This window comes from Paenibacillus sp. QJM3NY_38, from assembly GCF_056173265.1.
The window spans coordinates 2,990,797-3,009,076 of record NZ_CM149665.1 but is presented as its reverse complement, the minus strand read 5'-3'; the positions used below and the strand labels follow the sequence as shown (position 1 = coordinate 3,009,076).

Below are 18,280 nucleotides of genomic sequence, written 5' to 3'. Positions count from 1 at the left end.
AGGGGCTTATATTGCATTTCCTACCTATGCCTAAGATCCATTCTGAACGTAATCATGAAGCAAATAACCCATTTTCTCATAATCCGCTTTATTGATCCGAACCTCATAGAGGATATCATTCTCATCAAAAGACTGCTCCAGCACGTCTCCGACACGGTATACAACCGAATTCAGATCCCCGCGGTCAGCCGGAATCCGGAACGTCACGTTCCCTCCGGACAGCTGGTCCTGAATCGCTTCGCGTACCGTTTCCAAATCCTGATCCTCATACGCGCTGATCTTTAATTGTCCATCTCCCGTCGGCAGCATTTCCAGCTGGCCCGGCTCACAAGCATCCTTTTTGTTAAACAGAACGATCTGCGGTTTATCCGCCGCCCCCAGATCCTGAAGGATGGATTGAACGACAGCCATCTGTTCGTCCCGCATAGGCGAAGAAGCATCTACCACATGAAGGATCAGATCGGCTTCGTTGGCTTCTTCCAGCGTCGCACGGAACGCCGCTACCAGATCATGAGGAAGGTTCTGTATAAATCCTACGGTATCCGTAAGGACGACTTCTTTGCCGCTCGGCAGCTCCAGCACGCGCGAAGTGGGATCCAGCGTAGCAAACAATTGATTTTCAATATATACGTCTGCTGCCGTTAAACGGTTCAACAATGTCGACTTCCCGGCATTGGTATAACCGACCAGAGCAACCTGCACGGCCCCGCTCTTCTTCCGGCGCTCCCGATGGAGCGTCCGGTGCCGGGTGACTTCATCCAGCTGCCGCTTCAGATCGCTGATTCTGTCCCGGATATGCCTGCGGTCGGTTTCAAGCTTGCTTTCGCCCGGTCCGCGTGTCCCGATCCCTGCTCCGAGCCTGGACAGATTCTTGCCATGTCCCGATAACCGCGGGAGCAAATAAGTAAGCTGCGCTAACTCCACCTGGATAATCCCCTCACGGGTCTTCGCCCGCTGAGCGAAAATATCCAGTATCAATTGAGTCCGGTCGATAATTTTTACATCGAGTGTCTCTTCCAAATTCCGAACTTGTGCTCCGGACAATTCCTGATCGAATATGGCCGTTGTTGCGCCCAAGCCATCAATTGCCATGCGCAGCTCTTCGACCTTTCCTTTGCCAATAAACCACTTGGAATCCGGAACTTCGCGATTCTGCGTAATGACATCCAGCACCTCCACTCCAGCGGTTTCAGCAAGCTGAACCAACTCCTGCAGCGAGTGTTCCGGGTTTATTCCCGAGCGTTTAACCGCATCCGTCACCAAACTGACCAAAACGGCTTTATCTTCGATCTCTGTCCGGGTATCATGCGTTATATTTGTCATATAGCCAACTCCTTCTACCATTACGTCTCCTAATTTAACTAACCGCTGCTGCCCGCAATAAACATTATGATCCAAAGAAAGCAGCGCTACCCCTTCATTATGTTCGAAGACAAGCTTAAAATCATTGTATTTTTCCGTTTAACTTAAAGTCCTCCGGCCGCAGGGTCATAAGCTCCAGCTTGCCGGGATTACCGGTTACGTACTGATTCAGCAGCCGAACCGATTGATTCCTTATCGATTTCTCGATGACATTCCGTACATAACGCGCATTACTAAAAGCGTGCAGCCCGTGATCCTTCTCCATCTGCAGGTGTTCCTTGAGCTTGTTCAGCGACTGCGGCATCAAGATATAATCCCTCTCCTTCGCCATCAGCTCCGAAATCTGGATCAATTGATCCAGATTATAATCCGGGAAGTCCATCTGGATCGGAAAACGGGAATACAGGCCGGGATTCGAATCCATAAAAAAATCAATCTCATCGCTGTAGCCTGCCAGAATAAGAATGAACTGGTTTTTATGATCCTCCATCGCCTTGACCAGCGATTACATTTTCATGTGTATTGTCAGACATCTTCTCGTGTTTCTTTTTAGAAAAATTCAGCTTAATCTCAATCTTTGTTCCTTCATTAAGTGTTACCCTTTCAATAAAGACTCTAGTTATTTTTCTCTTGTCCTCAATGGTTAGGTGTTTACTGTTTACAATGTGTTCATAAGATTGTAGTGTCTGCATAATTAAGTCAGCATTATCTTTTTCGCCAAGTGCAGCAGTAAGACCCTTTTCAATGAAGAGAAGTTCCTCTTTCAATCCCTCAATCTGCTTGTCTACTGCATGAACCTTATCTTCTACATCTTTTAATGCCTTGATTATCCCAGCAGCATACATTTCTGTATAGCGGTCACGTTCTCCTTCTTTGTCTTTTATCATTTTAAGAAGAGTCTTTTTCTTATCATATAGAATTTCACTATTTTGGGTATCGGCTTGCTTCTCAATTACTTTCTCAATAAACACTTTCGGGTTAGATAGAATACTTAGTACATACTTCCAAATATATTCATCAACAATATCAACCCTCCAATTCCTCCCCCTACAGAGTCGATTAGAATTACCTGTTCCAACTTCGAAAGATTTTTTAGCTTTTCTCTGGCATGTGTAATACTTTAGAATGCCTGTATTAGTCTTAGTCGTTACGCCCGATGATACCGCACCCCCACATCTACCACATCGAGCAATCCCTCTTAGCAAATAATCTTCTGACGGTCTTCCGGTTTTTTTAGTGTTTAGATCCTCTAATTTGGACAGAATCTGCTTATATATCCCCTCGGTAATAAAACTCGGAACATCAATTTGACGCCATTCCTTCCGAGGTTGGGGAACCTGTTTTTTCGTTCCGTCTGCATTTTTAACTACTTGAGTCTTGCCATGATAGTATGTACCTTTATACGTCTCATTCCTTAGAATTCTACTCACAGTTGCCTGATACCACTTTCCCCCTAAAGGAGCAGGGTAATTCATCAGAGACAGTTCTCTTGCTATTTGGGATACGCTGTAGTCCTTAACTAAAAGCATTTCGACCATTTTTAAATATACAGCTTTTTCATTCTCATTGACAACTAAGGTATCTTCCTCTGTATCAAATGTGTATCCATAAATTCGATTAATTCCAGGAATCTTTCCACTCTTAATCTTCGTAATTCTTCCTCTCTTAGTGTTTGCCAATATCTTGGCCTTATTGTATTCTGCGATTGATCCCTGGATGTTAAAGTTCAGCATTGATTCGGGATTAGACTTATCCAGATCAAACTCAACAAACCGCATGTCTTTACCCAAGCCCCATATCCGATTTGAAATTTGGCCCTGTAAATGGAGTAATCGGCTCATTCTGTCTGGATGTAAGAAGATAACATAATCACCTATACCATACTCTAACAAAAAACATACATAATTGATCATTGGGCGATTAGGGTTATCTCCAGATTCCCCATCCTCAATAAGTACAACTAATTCATCTTCACCAATACCATTTTTTTTAGCTAAAGCAACACAAAGCTCAATTTGTGAATCAATTGAGTATTTCTCAACCTGTCCATCACTTGAAACTCGCGCATAAACAATAGCCTTGATTTTAGTAATCAAGGCTTCAAGTTGTTCTTTATTAAATTTATCTGAACCTTTGAGAGTGTACATTTCTCTCTTCCTCCAGTTTTTATCTAGTTTAATTATATTTATATTATATATTAATTTCAGTGATTTTTGAATACTTTTTCAAGATGAACTCCATCCAATTGACAACTTCACCATCTATACTCCAATTACCTTCGTGCTCTTCATCTGCATAATGAGTTACTAATTCGAAGTTATTGGCTTCGCTCCGTGTCATTTCCTTTGTGATATATAAACCTCTCCTTTTAAATTAAATGCATTACTACTCTTCATATCTCTTAATTGCACTCAAAACAAAGTCTTTCAAATGATAATGCCATTTTACCCTCTTTTTAAAGCCCTTGATCTCTAGACCTATCTCTTCGCAAATTGCCAATGAAATACTACTTTTATGAAGATTTGTTTTTTGTTTCTTTATAACCTGAGCATTCATTGTTGTTTATTTCGTCTTGCACGTATCCTTCTGTTGCAGCCTTCAATATAGAACAATTACGTTTATAACGAGTACAGCCTTGACATTTATTTGTGAACTGCCTATAAGATTCCTCGTTATCAAATATTCCTATGTATTCAACTGGTGTAAAAGTAAGTTCAACTCTTGGGTTATTCTTATCGTATAAAATCCTTTGTGTTCTTGTGAGTATTCTACTATCGTTGTCATAGACAATCTTCTCTAGTGCATCATTGTTTAGTTTATATATATTGTTATCATCTCTTCCTTTTCTATTGAAGAAAATATTAGAGTCCATATATAAGTAGTGATCTTTAGTATATTCATAATCCCAGCTTTGTTGAGAAACTTGCTTACGTGCAGCTTCTACTATCTCACCTTTAACCTTCTCGCCTTCTTTACTTAAGATCCTTTTTCCACTTGGAACTCGTCTTCGGGCTTTTGCATCCCAAATATATTGATTTATGTATAAGTCATTTATAGAAACAGGCAATGGTAGAATAAGTTTAAGCAAATAATCTCTCCTTATATATGAATTGTTTTAGCCTGAACAGCTATTTTAATGCAATCAATATTATCGTGTACACACATTCCGTATATGTCCAAAACTTCCCCCAATGCTACATCTGACTCGGTTAAGGGTTCCTCACAGCCTGAGCATGAAGAATACTCTTGTGACTGTTGCTCTTGAGGATCTGGAAATCTAATGGCTAGATAAGGTGTTTGAAATCTATCAAAGCTGCTCATTAGCTTGTTCATTCTCCTCAAGTAATTGAAAGAGAATGGGGGAAACTATCTCTCTATATTCTTCATCGGTGATTGATCGCTCTAGCAGTTCCTCCACCTTCGGCTTACTTAATCTACTATCAACGCTCATTCAAATTCTCCTTATCGGTATACTTGATGTATCCAGTAATCCAATATTCTATTTGATCTGTTGGTTTGAATCCACCTGTTCCATCAGGTAATTGTTTATATTTCTTTTTAAAATCGGTGATTTTGATTAAGTCTCCCTTATTAATTTTCAAGGCAGTATCCTTTGTGTTGAAAGTTTTTCTATCCATTTTAAACTGTCTTTCTTCACCACGTTTAAGGGAGTAGAGTTTTAATTTTGGGCTATACTTTGTATCCAAGTCAGTCACTACACACCAGGCGCTATTTACTTCTGGATATAATGAGTTTGCATAACCTAGCACTTCATATTCAAACATTACCGTTTGATTAGGCATAAGTTCATAATTTACTTCAGAATTCCTTAGTTGCTGCTCAACTTGATTCAATTCCTCAATACGTTTAGCTTTAGTCTTATCTACATACGTCTTTTTGTATTGACTCTTTCCGCTAGAGAATTCATTGTAAATAGCAAGGAGTAAGCCATTATTTCCAAACATCGAGAAGAAGTTTAATCGGATAAGGATATCTAATTGACGAGAATTCACGGTTGTTTTTTGAGATATATCGACCAATAGATCGACAAACGTTTCATATGTATTCTTACTAAGTTCGAGGAGTTGGTCTGCAATTGCAGCATTGAGAAATTTTATTGATTCCAATCCTTTATAGATTGCATTTTCGCTTTCACTATACGAGTATGTGGCACTCGATTTACCAAATTTAATTGGTAGAATATCAATACCTATAGATTTGGCATATGATATAATCTGACCTGTTTTATCAATGTTGTCTCTATTGATATTCAGCATTACCGTTAAAAACGCTAAAGGATAATAATATCTAAGATAACCATTTCCATAACCGATGTGTGAATAAGGGTTAGAGTGATTATCAGAAAACCCATACCGCTGTGCATCATCAATTACTTGCAAGAAAGGTTCCAGTACTGATATTGAAGATTCTTCAGTTTCGTTATACTCAGCCATCATCTTTTCTACAAAACGCTTCCTAATTTCAGGTAGGAACTTTTCCGTTCCTTCCTTCTTAGACAGTCCCCGTCTTACGTTATCGCTCTCTGCCATTGAGAAGTCACAGAACTCTACCAAGAAGTTCATTATTTGCTCCTGATATACTAGATAGCCGATCGTATTTTTGAGAAAATTATTGAGCGCTCCGTGTCCATGATCTTTAAATATCCCGTTAGCAAGCGCTTGTCTGTATGAATCTCCAGATGGTCGAATTGCTCCATTTCCAATTGAAAACAACTCGATATAACTAAAGTTCGGATGCTGCTTCTTAATTTTACTTATTGTCTCCGGGCTCAATAAATCTTTTAGATATGCTCCTGCCGATTGTGACTCCCATTGAAATATTCCTAAACCAGACTCTCTAATAGATTCCCAAACCTTTTCATCATTTACATCCATATTGTCGGGCACAAGCCGTTCGATTCCAGCTAATTTACACGTTTCATTTATTATTTCAATATTATCAAGACCAAGAATATCAAGTTTTACATAGTTTAATCCATCCAGCTCTTTCATGTTTATCTGACTTACTGGGTATTTGCTTTCTTTTGTGAAGCAAAGACCGATATTATCTTCTAAGCTAATTGGAGATACTACATATCCAGATGGATGAGAGCCGATGCTCATAATGACTCCTTGAACTAGATCAACATACTTGAATAGCTCAGGATATTGTTCTCTATATCGACTATCAACAGCATCCTTCTTCTTCTCATCTTTAAAAACTGACTTTGCTATCTCATCGACTAAAGACAACTCCATGCTCAAGGCTCTACCAACTTCTCTGATGGCTCCCTTAAGAGCTATAGTGTTAAACGTTATAATTTCTGAGAAATGGATGCCCGGAATCGAAGCTACATAATCAATTACATCCTGTCTTTTGCTTGGAGGCCAATCAAGATCTATATCGGCCAATGAAATACGTTCGGGGTTGAGAAATCTAAAGAAGTTCAGTTTATGTTTAATGCTATCCATTTCAGTAATCTTCAATAGATAAGCAATTAGACTTCCATTTACTGATCCTCTTCCATACCCTTGGTAGATACCGTTTTTATGCGCCCAATCTACAACGTCTTTTTGAAGTAACATGTAGTCGATTGCACCGACTGTTTTATATGTATCAAACTCTTCACGAATTCTTTTGAAATACTCATTCCGCTTTTCTGTTGGGAAATTATTCACACCGCGTTCTTTAACTCCTATGTTGATCTTCTCTTTAAAAACCTTTTCCGAATCATCATGGAGTCTTGGATATTTAGCTTCTTTATTTAAAGTAAATACTTCCACCATATCTGCCATCACATTTGTATTGTATATAGCTTCTAAATAGGCACTTCTTGGAATTGCACTCTGATTCTCAAACATTTTTACTAGTTCAGGAAAAGTTTTGAATGTTAAATCAAATGAGTCTTCATCTCCATACGTTGCGCCTTTTGCTTTCATGAGTATCTTTCTAGCTTCTGCTTGATCCCTGTTTAAGCAATGAGTATCTGTCCCAGCAATTAAAGGAATACCAGTCTCTTTGGATAACTCATACAGGTGTTGATTGAATAATTTCTGCTCTGGATGCATGTGATACTGGATCTCGAAAAACATACGATGCTTATTACTCACAAAGAAATCCATGAACTTATTGAGCATTTGCTTGTTATCTTTTTTGATTGCTCTCCACAAAGGCGAAGCAAGGCAGGCTGAAGTCATAATAATATTGTCGGAGGTGCTAAACAGTTCATCAAAAGTTAGGCGTGGATTGTAATAGTAGTGACCGTCTTCTTTGTTATTTGAGGTTGATGTTAATTTGTTTAGCTCCTTAACCCCGTCCCAATTCTTTGCGATGAGCATATAATGATAATTATCTCTGATTAAACCACGCTCTCTATCGTTATGCTCAGTAAGATATACTTCATTAGCATGTATGTATTTTAATCCCTTAGATTCGACAGTCTTCTTTTTATTAACCCAGTTGAAGATATTGCCATGTTCCGAAAAGCATATAGCGCTCATTCCATTTTGTTCTGCAGCATCTATGTACTCTTCAAACTTAGTAATTGAATCCATAGACATTGAGGTCGTTGGATTGCTTGTATCGGAATGTAGATGGTATAGGACATAGTTATTATCTATTTATATCTACTCCTTTCTTGATAAAAGATTGGTTTCATTAAAAAATTCTCCAATGCTTTTTCCCTAAATGAATATATAAAAACTGGAACCCACAATCCGTAAACCATCTAAATTGAAACAACTTAGACTTGATAACAATTAAATCCCATCCTTGAAAATCTAACTGTCCTCCAAATTCTACATAATACTTTTGAAACAATTTCACACTCAGTTTTATCACCTCCTTTAATCAATTTTCTATATATGTATAAAGTAGGCAAAGCCTACTCTTTAATAAAGTCATCTAACTTCTCATCAAGATCATCATTGTCTGTTTTGATTTGACTTAAAGAAATATCTTCACTATATTCAGTCTGCATTTCTAGGGTAGAAGCATCTTGATTGCGAACTAGTAGTGGCTGTATTTCCTTATGTCCAAATAAGAATTGTCTCAATGCTGCTCTTAAAATGTCACTCTCGTCATGGTACGGTGGCAGTTCTTGCAATGCTTGCCTGATGTCATCATCCTTACCTGGTCTGAGCCTTGCGATAATTACTTTCTTCCCCATAGTCTCACCCCTATTTTTTCATATCCGTTTATTTGGGATATTTGATCAAATAAGAATTTATTGGGAAGATTGAGATTATCAAATATTTGGAATGCAGCACCTCCACCGATTAAATAGTAATCAAACTTGATGTTTAGTCCATCGATTTCGTTTTGAACCTGTATAGTCAATGATCTAAACGCTTTTTGGATTAACGGTCTGATGTCATATCCTTCATAGATTCCACTAATAACATAGGGATCGAGCTCATAAATGGCTGGAGCTTTACCTATCTTTTCAAGTAAAGATTTGCGCAATAACTTATAGGCTTTCTCAACTCCAAGAAAAACACTTACTGATTCTTTCATGATCTCTAACTTGTCTAAGCCCAATAAATTTAGTGTGTAGAATCCTAAATCAACAACAAGAACTCTTTTTCGAGCTACATCACGGCGACCAATCTTTCCTGATCTATCAAGAATATAATCCATCGCCACACCATAGCCCTGTGGAACAATCTTATATTTATTTATGTTTAGATTAATATTCTGGTATGCACCTTTTCCTTTCTTAATGGAATACACGTTTGAACTACTTATCGAATTTAACATTTGTTCCATATCACTTAATTGATTAAAGTAGAAGGATATTGGTAATCCAGTAACCATATTAAAAGGCTGGCTCTGATTCAGATATCCCAACCCAGTCTTTAGCAAAACTTCAGATGTCATAGCTTCGCTCTTATTGTCTTTCAATGTGAAATATTTGATTTCGCTGTGTCTTAGAGCAAGATTCCCAACGAATAACTCTTCATTGTAAAAGAAATCGTTTGGTTTAATGTTTTGTTCAAACAGTGGTTGTGCTTCACCTGAAATCGATGGCTGTATATATGTAATCCCTCCCTTTTTTGCTTTAGTATAACTAAATCCAAGATCAATAACGCTTAAGTCAACGTTTGACATGGTACAGCCTCCTAATCAATTGGTCACAGTTCGTCACAACTTATTGACGATGTAATACAATTTTACACACTAAGATTGTACCATGTTAAATTATATTTGTATATGTTTATTTAATAAGAATAGCTATTATATTGCGCTGTGTATTCCATAAATAACTGTTTATTTCCCATATCTAAAGCTAGGTCAATTAAGTGTTTTAGATCCACTTTTGATGGAAGTATTTCATTATCCAGGTCAACGGTTACCTTCAAATTCATGAGACCAATCATCTCATCAATTGTACTAGTCTTCAAAAGACTGCTGTCATCTTTGACACGGATGTCAATATGTATTGTTTGAGCATCAGGGTATTCATTTAAAATCAATCCTCTTACTGCTTCGACCGTTAAGAACCTGTTGAAGTATCCATCCTGAAATTTTACTATGTATTTCCAATCTCTTTTGATGGTGTCAAAGTACCATTCTCTATTGGACTTGTCATAGTCGATGAAGTCCCAATCTACATGCAAGTCGATATTTTTAGGAGTTTTTTTAAACTCTTTAGTAATTTGTTTATTCAGAATATTGAATAACTCTGTCTTACCAAGTACAGGCATTTTAATCACTTCTCCTCGCTTAATAATTTTCGCTGGTTCAAAACCTCTTCTTTTCTTTTGGTTAAGTCTTCAATTAATATTTCTTCTGGAATCAGGTTTCCAAATTCAACTTTTTCTTTAGTAAATATACTATCTATGCCTACATTGATTTGATTAATCATTCTGGATGGCATACCGTGGATGTGACCATGTACCGAGTACGTATTGGGTGTTAAACCAATCTCAATGGGATGGTGAAATAAAAACAGATGCTGTTTATCGATATTCTTAACAATCATATTCTCAACAGACTCAAAATAGTGAGACAGTTTCTTTACGACCTTTTGGTCATCATGATTACCTATTACAAGATGTATTTTACCTTTCAACTGTGAAAGGATTTTTTCCCACTTAGTAGCTCCACCAAAAACAAAGTCTCCAAGGTGATAGACCGTATCATTCTTACTTACAACATTATTCCATTTCTCAATTAATGCTGCATCCATTTCCTCAGTATCTTGATACGGTCTATTCTCATAACGAAGAATATTTTTATGGCAAAAGTGTGTGTCTGCAGTGTAGAATACAGTCATTTCTTTAATCCTTCCTTTCTTTATAAAATCTGGATTTCATTCTTCAAATAATATTTTTGTTGGCAAACAATCTTTCTAACCAATTTGTATTTAAATTAAACAAGGATTCCTTGGTTTCAATTAATGATTTCCAAACAATATTCTGTTCTACGTCCTCAATTTCTTTTATTAAATAATAGTTATAGTGCTGCATCATCCAGCCCCATGTATGATCTACAAATTTGCCTTCTTCATTTTGATTTATAAAATGTACTACAACACTCGTCTCATCCTCTTTATCAATAGCGACACATGAGAATACTTTAATAGCCTTACCTTCTCTTATCTTTTGGACTGCATTTAGGTGGCACCTATGTGTATAATTAATTTCACCCAATTTAAAATCCTCCGGATTAATTTTTCTAAAATGAGTTTTTACATAAGTTCCAATCCGCTTTTTAATTTTGTCTTTGATGCTAATATCATTCATTCCTTTCTTCATAAAATGGAGATTTCATCAGAATTTAAGCCTTAAAAATAAGAGCATTCACGAGTATTAGCGAGAATGAGAGAGGTTGGTTTTCATCTCTTATGTTCTTTGTCTGTGATCGGCTTAATATCGAGATACCAAAAACCAGGAAGAGCAACTAATGGTGTAACAAGCGGTAAAATTAATAAAAAGATTGTAAGTTCTCTTAATAGCCAATGATCTAATAAATATGCAAATCCAACACAAAGGGCAATAACTATATAACAATGTATCAACCTTAAAGTAACAAACTTCCTTAGCCCTCCGAAATGTTCATCCAGCTCATAAATCATTCGTTTAAACAAAATATCTTTCTCCCTCGTTATGAAAAATCGATAAAACAATCCTTGGGAAAGTATCCGATAGGCGTATCATAAACTCTTCGAGACGATTCAAAAGATTTGAGTACATGCAAAATGTCTCGGGCATCTCTGCTGCTTAGGTCTATAAATTTAACAACATTATAGTTTCCTTCAATGCACACAACTGTCCAGCTAGAATTGCCATAACGATTAGGATTAACATCAGCACCTACCGACACAACATTAGAAAGTGTATCGTGAAGAGTTGCAATTTTATTATCGTGCTTATTCAGTATTTGGGCATGTAATAAAGACTTTGTTTCGAAAGAAGATACCCGACCATTATTTTCATTTATGTATATTTTAAGTTTGCCCTCTAATTCGTTAATACCTAGAAACAACTGAAGCTTCTTTTTAATTTTTTTCTTAAGCTTATGTATCATTCTTCAATTTCTCCTCATTTCTTCTGTAAAGGTCGCCTTTCATTTGCTCACATTCCTGTCTTTCATTTTTTCTTCGTATGCCCATAAAGCATCAACAACTCCACGAAGATAAAAATTGCCATTGTCTTGCGTGAATGGTCCATAATCTTCCTTAAACTTGCATATTAACTTATCGATTATCTCTTGTTTTATAGTGATGTCCATCTTGACTCATCCTTTTCAAGTTTTAGTAAAATGCATCTTTTATTAAATTTTATCGTACTTGCGATGCCAACCGCATTTTGTACAGGTAGCAGAGATCCTTGTTTTAGCAGTTGTTCTATTATAGTCAGGGTGATATGTGGTAAACAGACATTCCTGTCGCTCCCATTCGTGCTTACAGAACCATGTCCGAATTGACCAAATTAACCATTTCATTTTTTCATTCTTCTCCCCTACCTACAAAATAAGTTTTATAACCTTCTTCATTTATTTCAAGACAATTCATCTGTCTTCCATAAGCACAAGCACCATCTATTCCAATCTTGTCTCCAAGTGGACTAAACCATATATCCGAGGAGGAGTGCAAATGAGCACATGGAGTATGGCCGAACACAGCAGTCTTTTCTTGACCTGTTAAATTGTTAAAGAACATATCCCTTATCCATAAAAAATCGTCTTCAGATTGCTTCTTCCAATCCTCATAAAAAGGATTAATTCCAGCATGTACAAATATATGCGTATCTGATTCATGATACAAAGACAAAGACTCTAGAAAATCAATGTGATGTCTATAATGTTTCAATATAAATTCTTTCGCCCTTAAGTATGTATCCCATTCAAACTGCTCTTCAAAAAAATCGAATCCACAATAACTTTCTATTGTTTGATAAGCTCCATTATTTAACCAATGACTGTCCAATCCTTCATCATTACCAAGGAGTGCTTTCACCATCATATCATCGTGATTGCCTTTAAGAACAACAACTCCCCACTCATCATGCAGCTTCTTCACATGCTCAACAACTTCTCTACTTTTTATTCCACGATCAACATAGTCACCCAATAAAATTAAATCATCATCTTGAGGCTGATAGTTGACTTTATTCAGCAACAGGTTAAATTCATCGTAACAACCATGAATATCACTGATCGCCAATGTTCTAATATCCATTCCTCCATTCTTGATGAAACAAGTGTTTTATCAAATTGTTTCTAAATGTACATCCCTTTTTCAAAACCTATAATAATACCTGCGTTCTGTAGTTTTGATAGTATATTGTTTACTTTGTTATATGTATTCCTAGCCTTACCTGAGATGCTTCCATTCAGAATTTGCTGCTGATAATCGTAAGGTTGAAGCCAATCCTCATCAAGAACATCAATAGTTTTTACTTCTAATGAATCAGCTGCTACAGATAAGTTGAACGATATATTACGATCAACCATTTCCATATAGTATAAAATTGGCTTATTGTAATTAGTGAATCCGTACTCCATGAGTGAATTTTTAGTTTGAGTTGGGTTAATCTTAATACGATTAGTAAACCCTTTACTTGTTAATTCTTCTTTGTTTGGTTTTTTAATTATAACGGTCATATAAGGACTCCCTTTGTGTATTTAGATAAAACAGGTATTTTATAGAGATTTTTTAAACTACATATGCATGTTCTTCAGCGATAATAAAACTATGTATTTCTGTATCCAGCTTTTCTAATAGACTCATAATATTCTTATACAGTTCTTTGACTTCACTTGATGACACGGTATGGTCTTCATTTATTAACGATGGTATCCATATTTTATCTAAGGATTGCTTAATCTCTTTTTTAGTAATCCCTACTTGGGATGCAACTTCTAAAAATTCCAATGCAACTTTTTCAAGTGGCTCTTTATCTACTAACAGTCTCTTATAAAGGGGTCTTTTAGTTTCCTTCTTTTCAATTTTAGGTAAAATAACCTTATATGTATTCCATTCCAATTCATCCAAAGTAAAAGATAACTCATCATCGTCCATGAATTGAATATTGTATTTTGGTCTATATTTTTTAATATAATAAACTTCATAAAAATCCATCTCAGTGTTATTTTTCACTCTAGTGTACTCAACTCTTAGTGTATCCTCATAGCATTTAAGTGGTAAGTGTCCTGTTTTAGTAAAATGCTCTCTATTGATTCGTCTATCTATATCCTTTGTTTTCCCAAGATATATAATATTATTATTATTATCTATAAATCTATATAAGTAAGACATAAATCCTCCTTTTTCTATAGAACTAGAATTTTATTAAGTTGTTTTAATCCAAATACTTCAGACCCCATGCCCACTCTTTTATTATTGAAATCAACTTATTGTATACTCTTTTCATGTTTCCTCCCCTGGAAGGTTGATATCCTCTCTAAAAATGTTCACTAAAGTATGATCCTTGCTCGTGCCCGCACTTTGTACAAATGATGTATATCCGATCTCCACGTAAATTCTGAAACTTGCTTACCTTCTTGAAATGTTGGTAATCGTGTTTGCAAAATAATCGCTTTATCCAGTTGATCATGCCTCTTCCTCCTCTAATACTGCCAGTAATGCGGCCTTACAACGTTGTTCAGGCGAGGCATGAACTAAATCAAATCCTGTATTTCCAACAATCAGAATTAGCTCTGTCATGTAGTAACCGATCATTAGGCCGCCGATCTCTTTTATTTTCTCTTCCACTTCCCATGCAGCTGAAATATTCTCAACGTAGATAGGCATTCTATATTCGTAACCTGTCTCTTTATGGGTTATGAAATGGCCGATCCAGTCAACACTTTTAACAGGTTGATCGAATATAAACTCGGAAACCCATTTGCTTTTTTGAGTTGATGATGCCTTATTCCATCTCTTCAACAGCTCTTCCCGTTTCATTTTTTTCCTCCAAATCAAAGTTAATCGGACCAGCATTCATTGATTTCACGATGTCGTCATCCTCTAATACTGCCGGTTTTGTTTCCTCCTTTGGGTAAAGGATAGATAGGATGTTGTTCATGTAATCGACCATCAGCGTTCCTGCAATCTCTTTTGAATCCCATTGAGGAAATTCCTTGATGCAGTGCTCCAATGATTCCTTCAATTTCTGCTCTTTGCGTTCTGCCTTATCTGCCCGTTCTTTCTCTGCTGCAGCTTGTGATTTCAGTTCATCAATCCAAGCACATATATCACAACGATGACGACCATGTTCTACGCAAATCTGATTTTCTTGCCATATGTCTCTACTCATTCCACTACCTCCAAACTGGAAAATGGCCAGTCTCCCAGGAAGTTCTCTAGTCTTGCGCTATAAGGCGCTGAACCACTGATATGGGTTACAATGTCTTCTTTACCAATACAAGATCTATTCAAAGCATCTGTAATTCGAACCTTATCTCCCGGCTTAATGGTGGGTACTCGATCAATTACGCAGTCACACGGCTCTTTTGCGATCTCTTTGATACGCGTTCCCTCGTCTACAACTCCGGTTTCGTACTCAAAATAGCCTTTGTAATCGCATTCTGAGCAACCTATTGTAGGTACTGGTGGGGTGTCAGATTTGTGTTTTGCTATGTCTAGAAGCTGCGCAAAGGCTCCACCCAAAACCACGGTTTGATTTGTCGGAAAGTTGCTGAGTTCGTGACGAATGACTTTCTCAAGGTCTTCTATTAGCTTTACTTGGTTATTCATATCCACCCTCCCGAACTTCTTTCAATTCGTCTTTGAGTGCATCAGCGCATTTAGCGCATAGATAAAAGCAACCGCTGCTTCCGTACCTAATTTCAATCGCATAATGCGAAAATCTAAGGCAGTTGTGACAATTACATTGACGTTCTTCTGTTACTCTCATTTCTTTCCCCCTTTTTTTTAACTTTTGAAAAAAACGGCTTTCATCAAGAAATATGCTTCAAAAAACCCTTATAAACATTGACTTTTTTAAACTACAATTTTGAGAAATTTACGATCATACGCACTTTTTACGTGTTCTTTGACATACCAGTAGTTTTTACGATCAATATATAGGTCTACGACACGATTTCCTTCAACCACAAAACAATTATGATAATAGTTGATGTATGTTCTTCCGTTCTCTGTTCTGGAAGTTCTTCCAGTATGTATGGCTCGCATAATCTTGTCATTAATCTCTCTAAATGATTCACATTTATTAGTGCTGGTTGGGCATTGAACCATATACCTTTCGATTACACTATTGTCAATTTTCAATCAGCCCACCTTCCTTCCAATTACATTAACTACCTTGCCAAAGCGAATAACTTTATAGGGTTTACTCGATAATTCTTCGTTTTTAACCAATTCATCATATGTATTTTCTGTAGCCTTAAATTCCGTACCTCTAAAACTATATGTATCTCCGATTACAAAACTTGTGCCCCTTGGCTCCTCGCCTTCCCAACAAATTGACAAAATCGTATTTGCAGCATGGCTTAATTTCATATGAATCATCCTCTCTAAAATGATTGAATTAGTAAGGTAAAATAGTTGAACAAAAAATGGCTGAAAATTGGCACAAAGATATTCCCTGTTTTCTTGTAGTAATACCCCCACACAAGACCAATAAAGAAGTGTCCCAGGAAAGCTGATAAATTAAAATGTAATGTTGCGAATATCAAAGCCGAAATAGTTAACGAATAATTGTTTTGTATATATTTGTTTAATTGATCTTGTATTACCTTTCTGCATATCAATTCCTCGAATACTGGACTGAAGAAGACCGCATATACGTAGATGATTGGTGTAGTTGTAGACATTTGATTAACAATCGGTGATTCTATGTATAGACTTGAAATGCTGGCTAAGATACAAAATCCAAAGAGTGAGATAATAAATGATTCTATAATTTTTGCTTGGATGCCAGGTTCTCTGGCTCTGTTCAGATCATCGCTAATCCATCGTTTACTATGTAGTAAGATAAAGTACATGATTACAGTAGGGACTAAACTTATTAGGACTTGTACTATTCACACTCACTTCCTCTCCAAATAAAAAAGCACATGATTAATTTCATGTACTTAGTGTAACACCTATATTTAGTTGTGTAAATAGTTTAATTATATTTATTTTATTAATTCTTTAATGATGAGATCATATGGGGTCTTATCTCCTTTGGGAATATAAGCTGCATTGGTTAAGAACCATTCGTCTGAATTAAATGCTGGAAAATAAGCATCGCCTACAAAAGTTGCGTCAATTTCAGTTATGTACATTTTATTCACATAAGGCAAAAATTGTGTGTATAACTCGCTGCCACCAATAATAATTACTTCCTCTTCAAGACTGTTGGCTAAATTTAGCACACCCTCAACACTAAAGAGCGTTAAACAGCTAAGTGCGGTATAGTTGTTATCTCTGGTTAGAATTACGTTATTACGTTGTGGTAAGGGTCTTCCTATCGATTCATACGTTTTTCTACCCATCACCACAGTTTTGTTAATAGTTGTGTTTTTGAAATGAGCCATGTCTGCAGGAACAGTCCAGGGCAGAGAGTATTCTGCCCCAATTAGACGATTCCGGTCGTATGCCACAATTATAGATAACGTCAAATAGCTACCTCCATTGAAATTTTTCCATGGTGGACATAATCAATCAATTTAAAATCTTCTATTGTAAAGTCATCAAAATTTTTAATTTCTGGGTTAACCCATAACTCGGGAGCTTCATATGGCTCTCTTTGTATTTGCTCTTGAAGAGGTTCGATATGTCGTTCATAAACATGTGTGTCATTAATATTAAAGGTAAGTGTACCTATTTCATATCCAGAGACTTGCGCAATCATGCGCTGTAGGACGTAATATTGAAAGATGTTGAATGGTTGTCCCAACGCAACATCGTTACTACGAACTCCGACAATTAAGTGAAGCTTACCTTCCTTGACTAGCCATTGATTATGCCAAACACAAGGATATAATGACATTTCATGAAGATCATCAATATTCCAGAGTGATATGACATGTCGGCGTGACGCTGGGTTATTTTTAGCTCATATATAAGATTATCCACTTGATTAGTAACACCTTGTGGTTTGGGAATTGGCTTGCCTAGTTGGTAACCATATGCTTTGCCAATTGTTCCATCTGTCCTCGTCCACTCTTCCCATATCTTCACGTTGTTTTCTTGAAGATATGCAACATCGCTTGTACGTTGCACATAAAACCACAACAATTCATGAATTGCTGTTTTCCAGGCCACACGTTTTGTGGTAAGAATCGGAACTTCATGATTATCAAATTTTAATTGCTTAGATATTATGCTTTTAGTATATGCAGACGAACCATCTGCCCATTTTGTGCGCACCTTTTGATCTTTATCCCATAATCCATTTTCAATTATATCCTCTACTAAACCTTTATAGATAATGTCATATCTACTCATTGTGAACTCCCCTAA

General features: G+C 36.6%; 23 protein-coding genes and 2 pseudogenes. All 25 read right to left on the bottom strand.

Annotation, left to right across the window (positions count from 1 at the left end):
- Window positions 1-30: 30 nt before the first annotated feature.
- Complete coding sequence (hflX, locus tag AC0VZ8_RS13980) at window positions 31-1,323, bottom strand: GTPase HflX (protein WP_194542050.1); 1,293 nt, start codon at window positions 1,321-1,323, stop codon at window positions 31-33.
- 121 nt (window positions 1,324-1,444) lie between these two features.
- Window positions 1,445-1,867: pseudogene (locus AC0VZ8_RS13975) on the bottom strand (AAA family ATPase); the annotation flags it as partial.
- Window positions 1,839-3,509: a recombinase family protein gene (locus tag AC0VZ8_RS13970; RefSeq protein WP_475487258.1), complete on the bottom strand. Its 1,671-nt coding sequence runs from the start codon at window positions 3,507-3,509 to the stop codon at window positions 1,839-1,841. The gene AC0VZ8_RS13970 and the pseudogene AC0VZ8_RS13975, both read right to left, overlap by 29 nt.
- A gap of 365 nt (window positions 3,510-3,874) precedes the next feature.
- Window positions 3,875-4,450: a RusA family crossover junction endodeoxyribonuclease gene (locus tag AC0VZ8_RS13965; RefSeq protein WP_475487257.1), complete on the bottom strand. Its 576-nt coding sequence runs from the start codon at window positions 4,448-4,450 to the stop codon at window positions 3,875-3,877.
- Between the two features lie 11 nt (window positions 4,451-4,461).
- A complete protein-coding gene (locus AC0VZ8_RS13960) occupies window positions 4,462-4,683 on the bottom strand; it encodes a hypothetical protein (protein WP_475487256.1) in 222 nt (73 codons plus the stop codon).
- Window positions 4,670-4,813, bottom strand: a complete 144-nt coding sequence (locus AC0VZ8_RS13955) for a hypothetical protein (RefSeq protein WP_475487255.1) — start codon at window positions 4,811-4,813, stop codon at window positions 4,670-4,672. Before AC0VZ8_RS13955 ends, AC0VZ8_RS13960 begins: the two co-directional genes overlap by 14 nt.
- The gene (dnaE, locus tag AC0VZ8_RS13950; RefSeq protein ID WP_475487254.1) at window positions 4,803-7,916 is read right to left on the bottom strand and encodes a DNA polymerase III subunit alpha; all 3,114 of its coding nucleotides are present in this window, start codon (window positions 7,914-7,916) and stop codon (window positions 4,803-4,805) included. Before dnaE ends, AC0VZ8_RS13955 begins: the two co-directional genes overlap by 11 nt.
- Before the next feature lie 329 nt (window positions 7,917-8,245).
- Complete coding sequence (locus AC0VZ8_RS13945) at window positions 8,246-8,530, bottom strand: hypothetical protein (RefSeq protein WP_475487253.1); 285 nt, start codon at window positions 8,528-8,530, stop codon at window positions 8,246-8,248.
- Window positions 8,515-9,471 carry a ParM/StbA family protein gene (locus AC0VZ8_RS13940; RefSeq protein WP_475487252.1) on the bottom strand — a complete coding sequence of 319 codons (957 nt, stop codon included), beginning with the start codon at window positions 9,469-9,471 and terminating at the stop codon, window positions 8,515-8,517. The genes AC0VZ8_RS13945 and AC0VZ8_RS13940 overlap by 16 nt, the downstream gene beginning before the upstream one ends.
- A 110-nt stretch (window positions 9,472-9,581) precedes the next feature.
- On the bottom strand, window positions 9,582-10,067 hold the full coding sequence (locus AC0VZ8_RS13935) for an IDEAL domain-containing protein (protein ID WP_475487251.1): 486 nt from the start codon (window positions 10,065-10,067) through the stop codon (window positions 9,582-9,584).
- Between the two features lie 5 nt (window positions 10,068-10,072).
- Window positions 10,073-10,639 (bottom strand): metallophosphoesterase, encoded by a 567-nt coding sequence (locus AC0VZ8_RS13930; protein ID WP_475487250.1) that lies wholly within the window; start codon window positions 10,637-10,639, stop codon window positions 10,073-10,075.
- A gap of 43 nt (window positions 10,640-10,682) precedes the next feature.
- Window positions 10,683-11,120 carry a hypothetical protein gene (locus tag AC0VZ8_RS13925; protein WP_475487249.1) on the bottom strand — a complete coding sequence of 146 codons (438 nt, stop codon included), beginning with the start codon at window positions 11,118-11,120 and terminating at the stop codon, window positions 10,683-10,685.
- An 80-nt stretch (window positions 11,121-11,200) separates the two neighbouring features.
- Complete coding sequence (locus tag AC0VZ8_RS13920; protein ID WP_475487248.1) at window positions 11,201-11,452, bottom strand: hypothetical protein; 252 nt, start codon at window positions 11,450-11,452, stop codon at window positions 11,201-11,203.
- Window positions 11,453-11,469: 17 nt separating this feature from the next.
- Window positions 11,470-11,892 (bottom strand): hypothetical protein, encoded by a 423-nt coding sequence (locus tag AC0VZ8_RS13915; RefSeq protein ID WP_475487247.1) that lies wholly within the window; start codon window positions 11,890-11,892, stop codon window positions 11,470-11,472.
- A 39-nt stretch (window positions 11,893-11,931) separates the two neighbouring features.
- Window positions 11,932-12,096, bottom strand: coding sequence for a hypothetical protein (locus AC0VZ8_RS13910; protein ID WP_475487246.1), 165 nt, complete (start codon window positions 12,094-12,096; stop codon window positions 11,932-11,934).
- A 217-nt stretch (window positions 12,097-12,313) separates the two neighbouring features.
- Window positions 12,314-13,045 (bottom strand): metallophosphoesterase family protein, encoded by a 732-nt coding sequence (locus AC0VZ8_RS13905; RefSeq protein ID WP_475487245.1) that lies wholly within the window; start codon window positions 13,043-13,045, stop codon window positions 12,314-12,316.
- Window positions 13,046-13,086: 41 nt separating this feature from the next.
- Window positions 13,087-13,470, bottom strand: a complete 384-nt coding sequence (locus AC0VZ8_RS13900; protein WP_475487244.1) for a hypothetical protein — start codon at window positions 13,468-13,470, stop codon at window positions 13,087-13,089.
- Window positions 13,471-13,522: 52 nt separating this feature from the next.
- Window positions 13,523-14,125 carry a GIY-YIG nuclease family protein gene (locus tag AC0VZ8_RS13895; RefSeq protein ID WP_475487243.1) on the bottom strand — a complete coding sequence of 201 codons (603 nt, stop codon included), beginning with the start codon at window positions 14,123-14,125 and terminating at the stop codon, window positions 13,523-13,525.
- A 294-nt stretch (window positions 14,126-14,419) separates the two neighbouring features.
- The gene (locus AC0VZ8_RS13890; RefSeq protein WP_475487242.1) at window positions 14,420-14,773 is read right to left on the bottom strand and encodes a BC1872 family protein; all 354 of its coding nucleotides are present in this window, start codon (window positions 14,771-14,773) and stop codon (window positions 14,420-14,422) included.
- Entirely contained in the window at window positions 14,739-15,125 is a 387-nt protein-coding gene (locus AC0VZ8_RS13885) for a hypothetical protein (RefSeq protein WP_475487241.1), read from the bottom strand. The genes AC0VZ8_RS13890 and AC0VZ8_RS13885 overlap by 35 nt, the downstream gene beginning before the upstream one ends.
- Window positions 15,122-15,565 (bottom strand): hypothetical protein, encoded by a 444-nt coding sequence (locus AC0VZ8_RS13880; RefSeq protein ID WP_475487240.1) that lies wholly within the window; start codon window positions 15,563-15,565, stop codon window positions 15,122-15,124. The genes AC0VZ8_RS13885 and AC0VZ8_RS13880 overlap by 4 nt, the downstream gene beginning before the upstream one ends.
- A 534-nt stretch (window positions 15,566-16,099) precedes the next feature.
- Entirely contained in the window at window positions 16,100-16,330 is a 231-nt protein-coding gene (locus AC0VZ8_RS13875; protein ID WP_475487239.1) for a hypothetical protein, read from the bottom strand.
- A 14-nt stretch (window positions 16,331-16,344) separates the two neighbouring features.
- Complete coding sequence (locus tag AC0VZ8_RS13870) at window positions 16,345-16,644, bottom strand: lysostaphin resistance A-like protein (RefSeq protein ID WP_475487238.1); 300 nt, start codon at window positions 16,642-16,644, stop codon at window positions 16,345-16,347.
- 306 nt (window positions 16,645-16,950) lie between these two features.
- A complete protein-coding gene (locus AC0VZ8_RS13865) occupies window positions 16,951-17,436 on the bottom strand; it encodes a dihydrofolate reductase (protein ID WP_475487237.1) in 486 nt (161 codons plus the stop codon).
- A pseudogene (gene thyA / locus AC0VZ8_RS13860) lies at window positions 17,433-18,265 on the bottom strand (thymidylate synthase). Before thyA ends, AC0VZ8_RS13865 begins: the two are co-directional and overlap by 4 nt.
- Window positions 18,266-18,280: the final 15 nt, after the last annotated feature.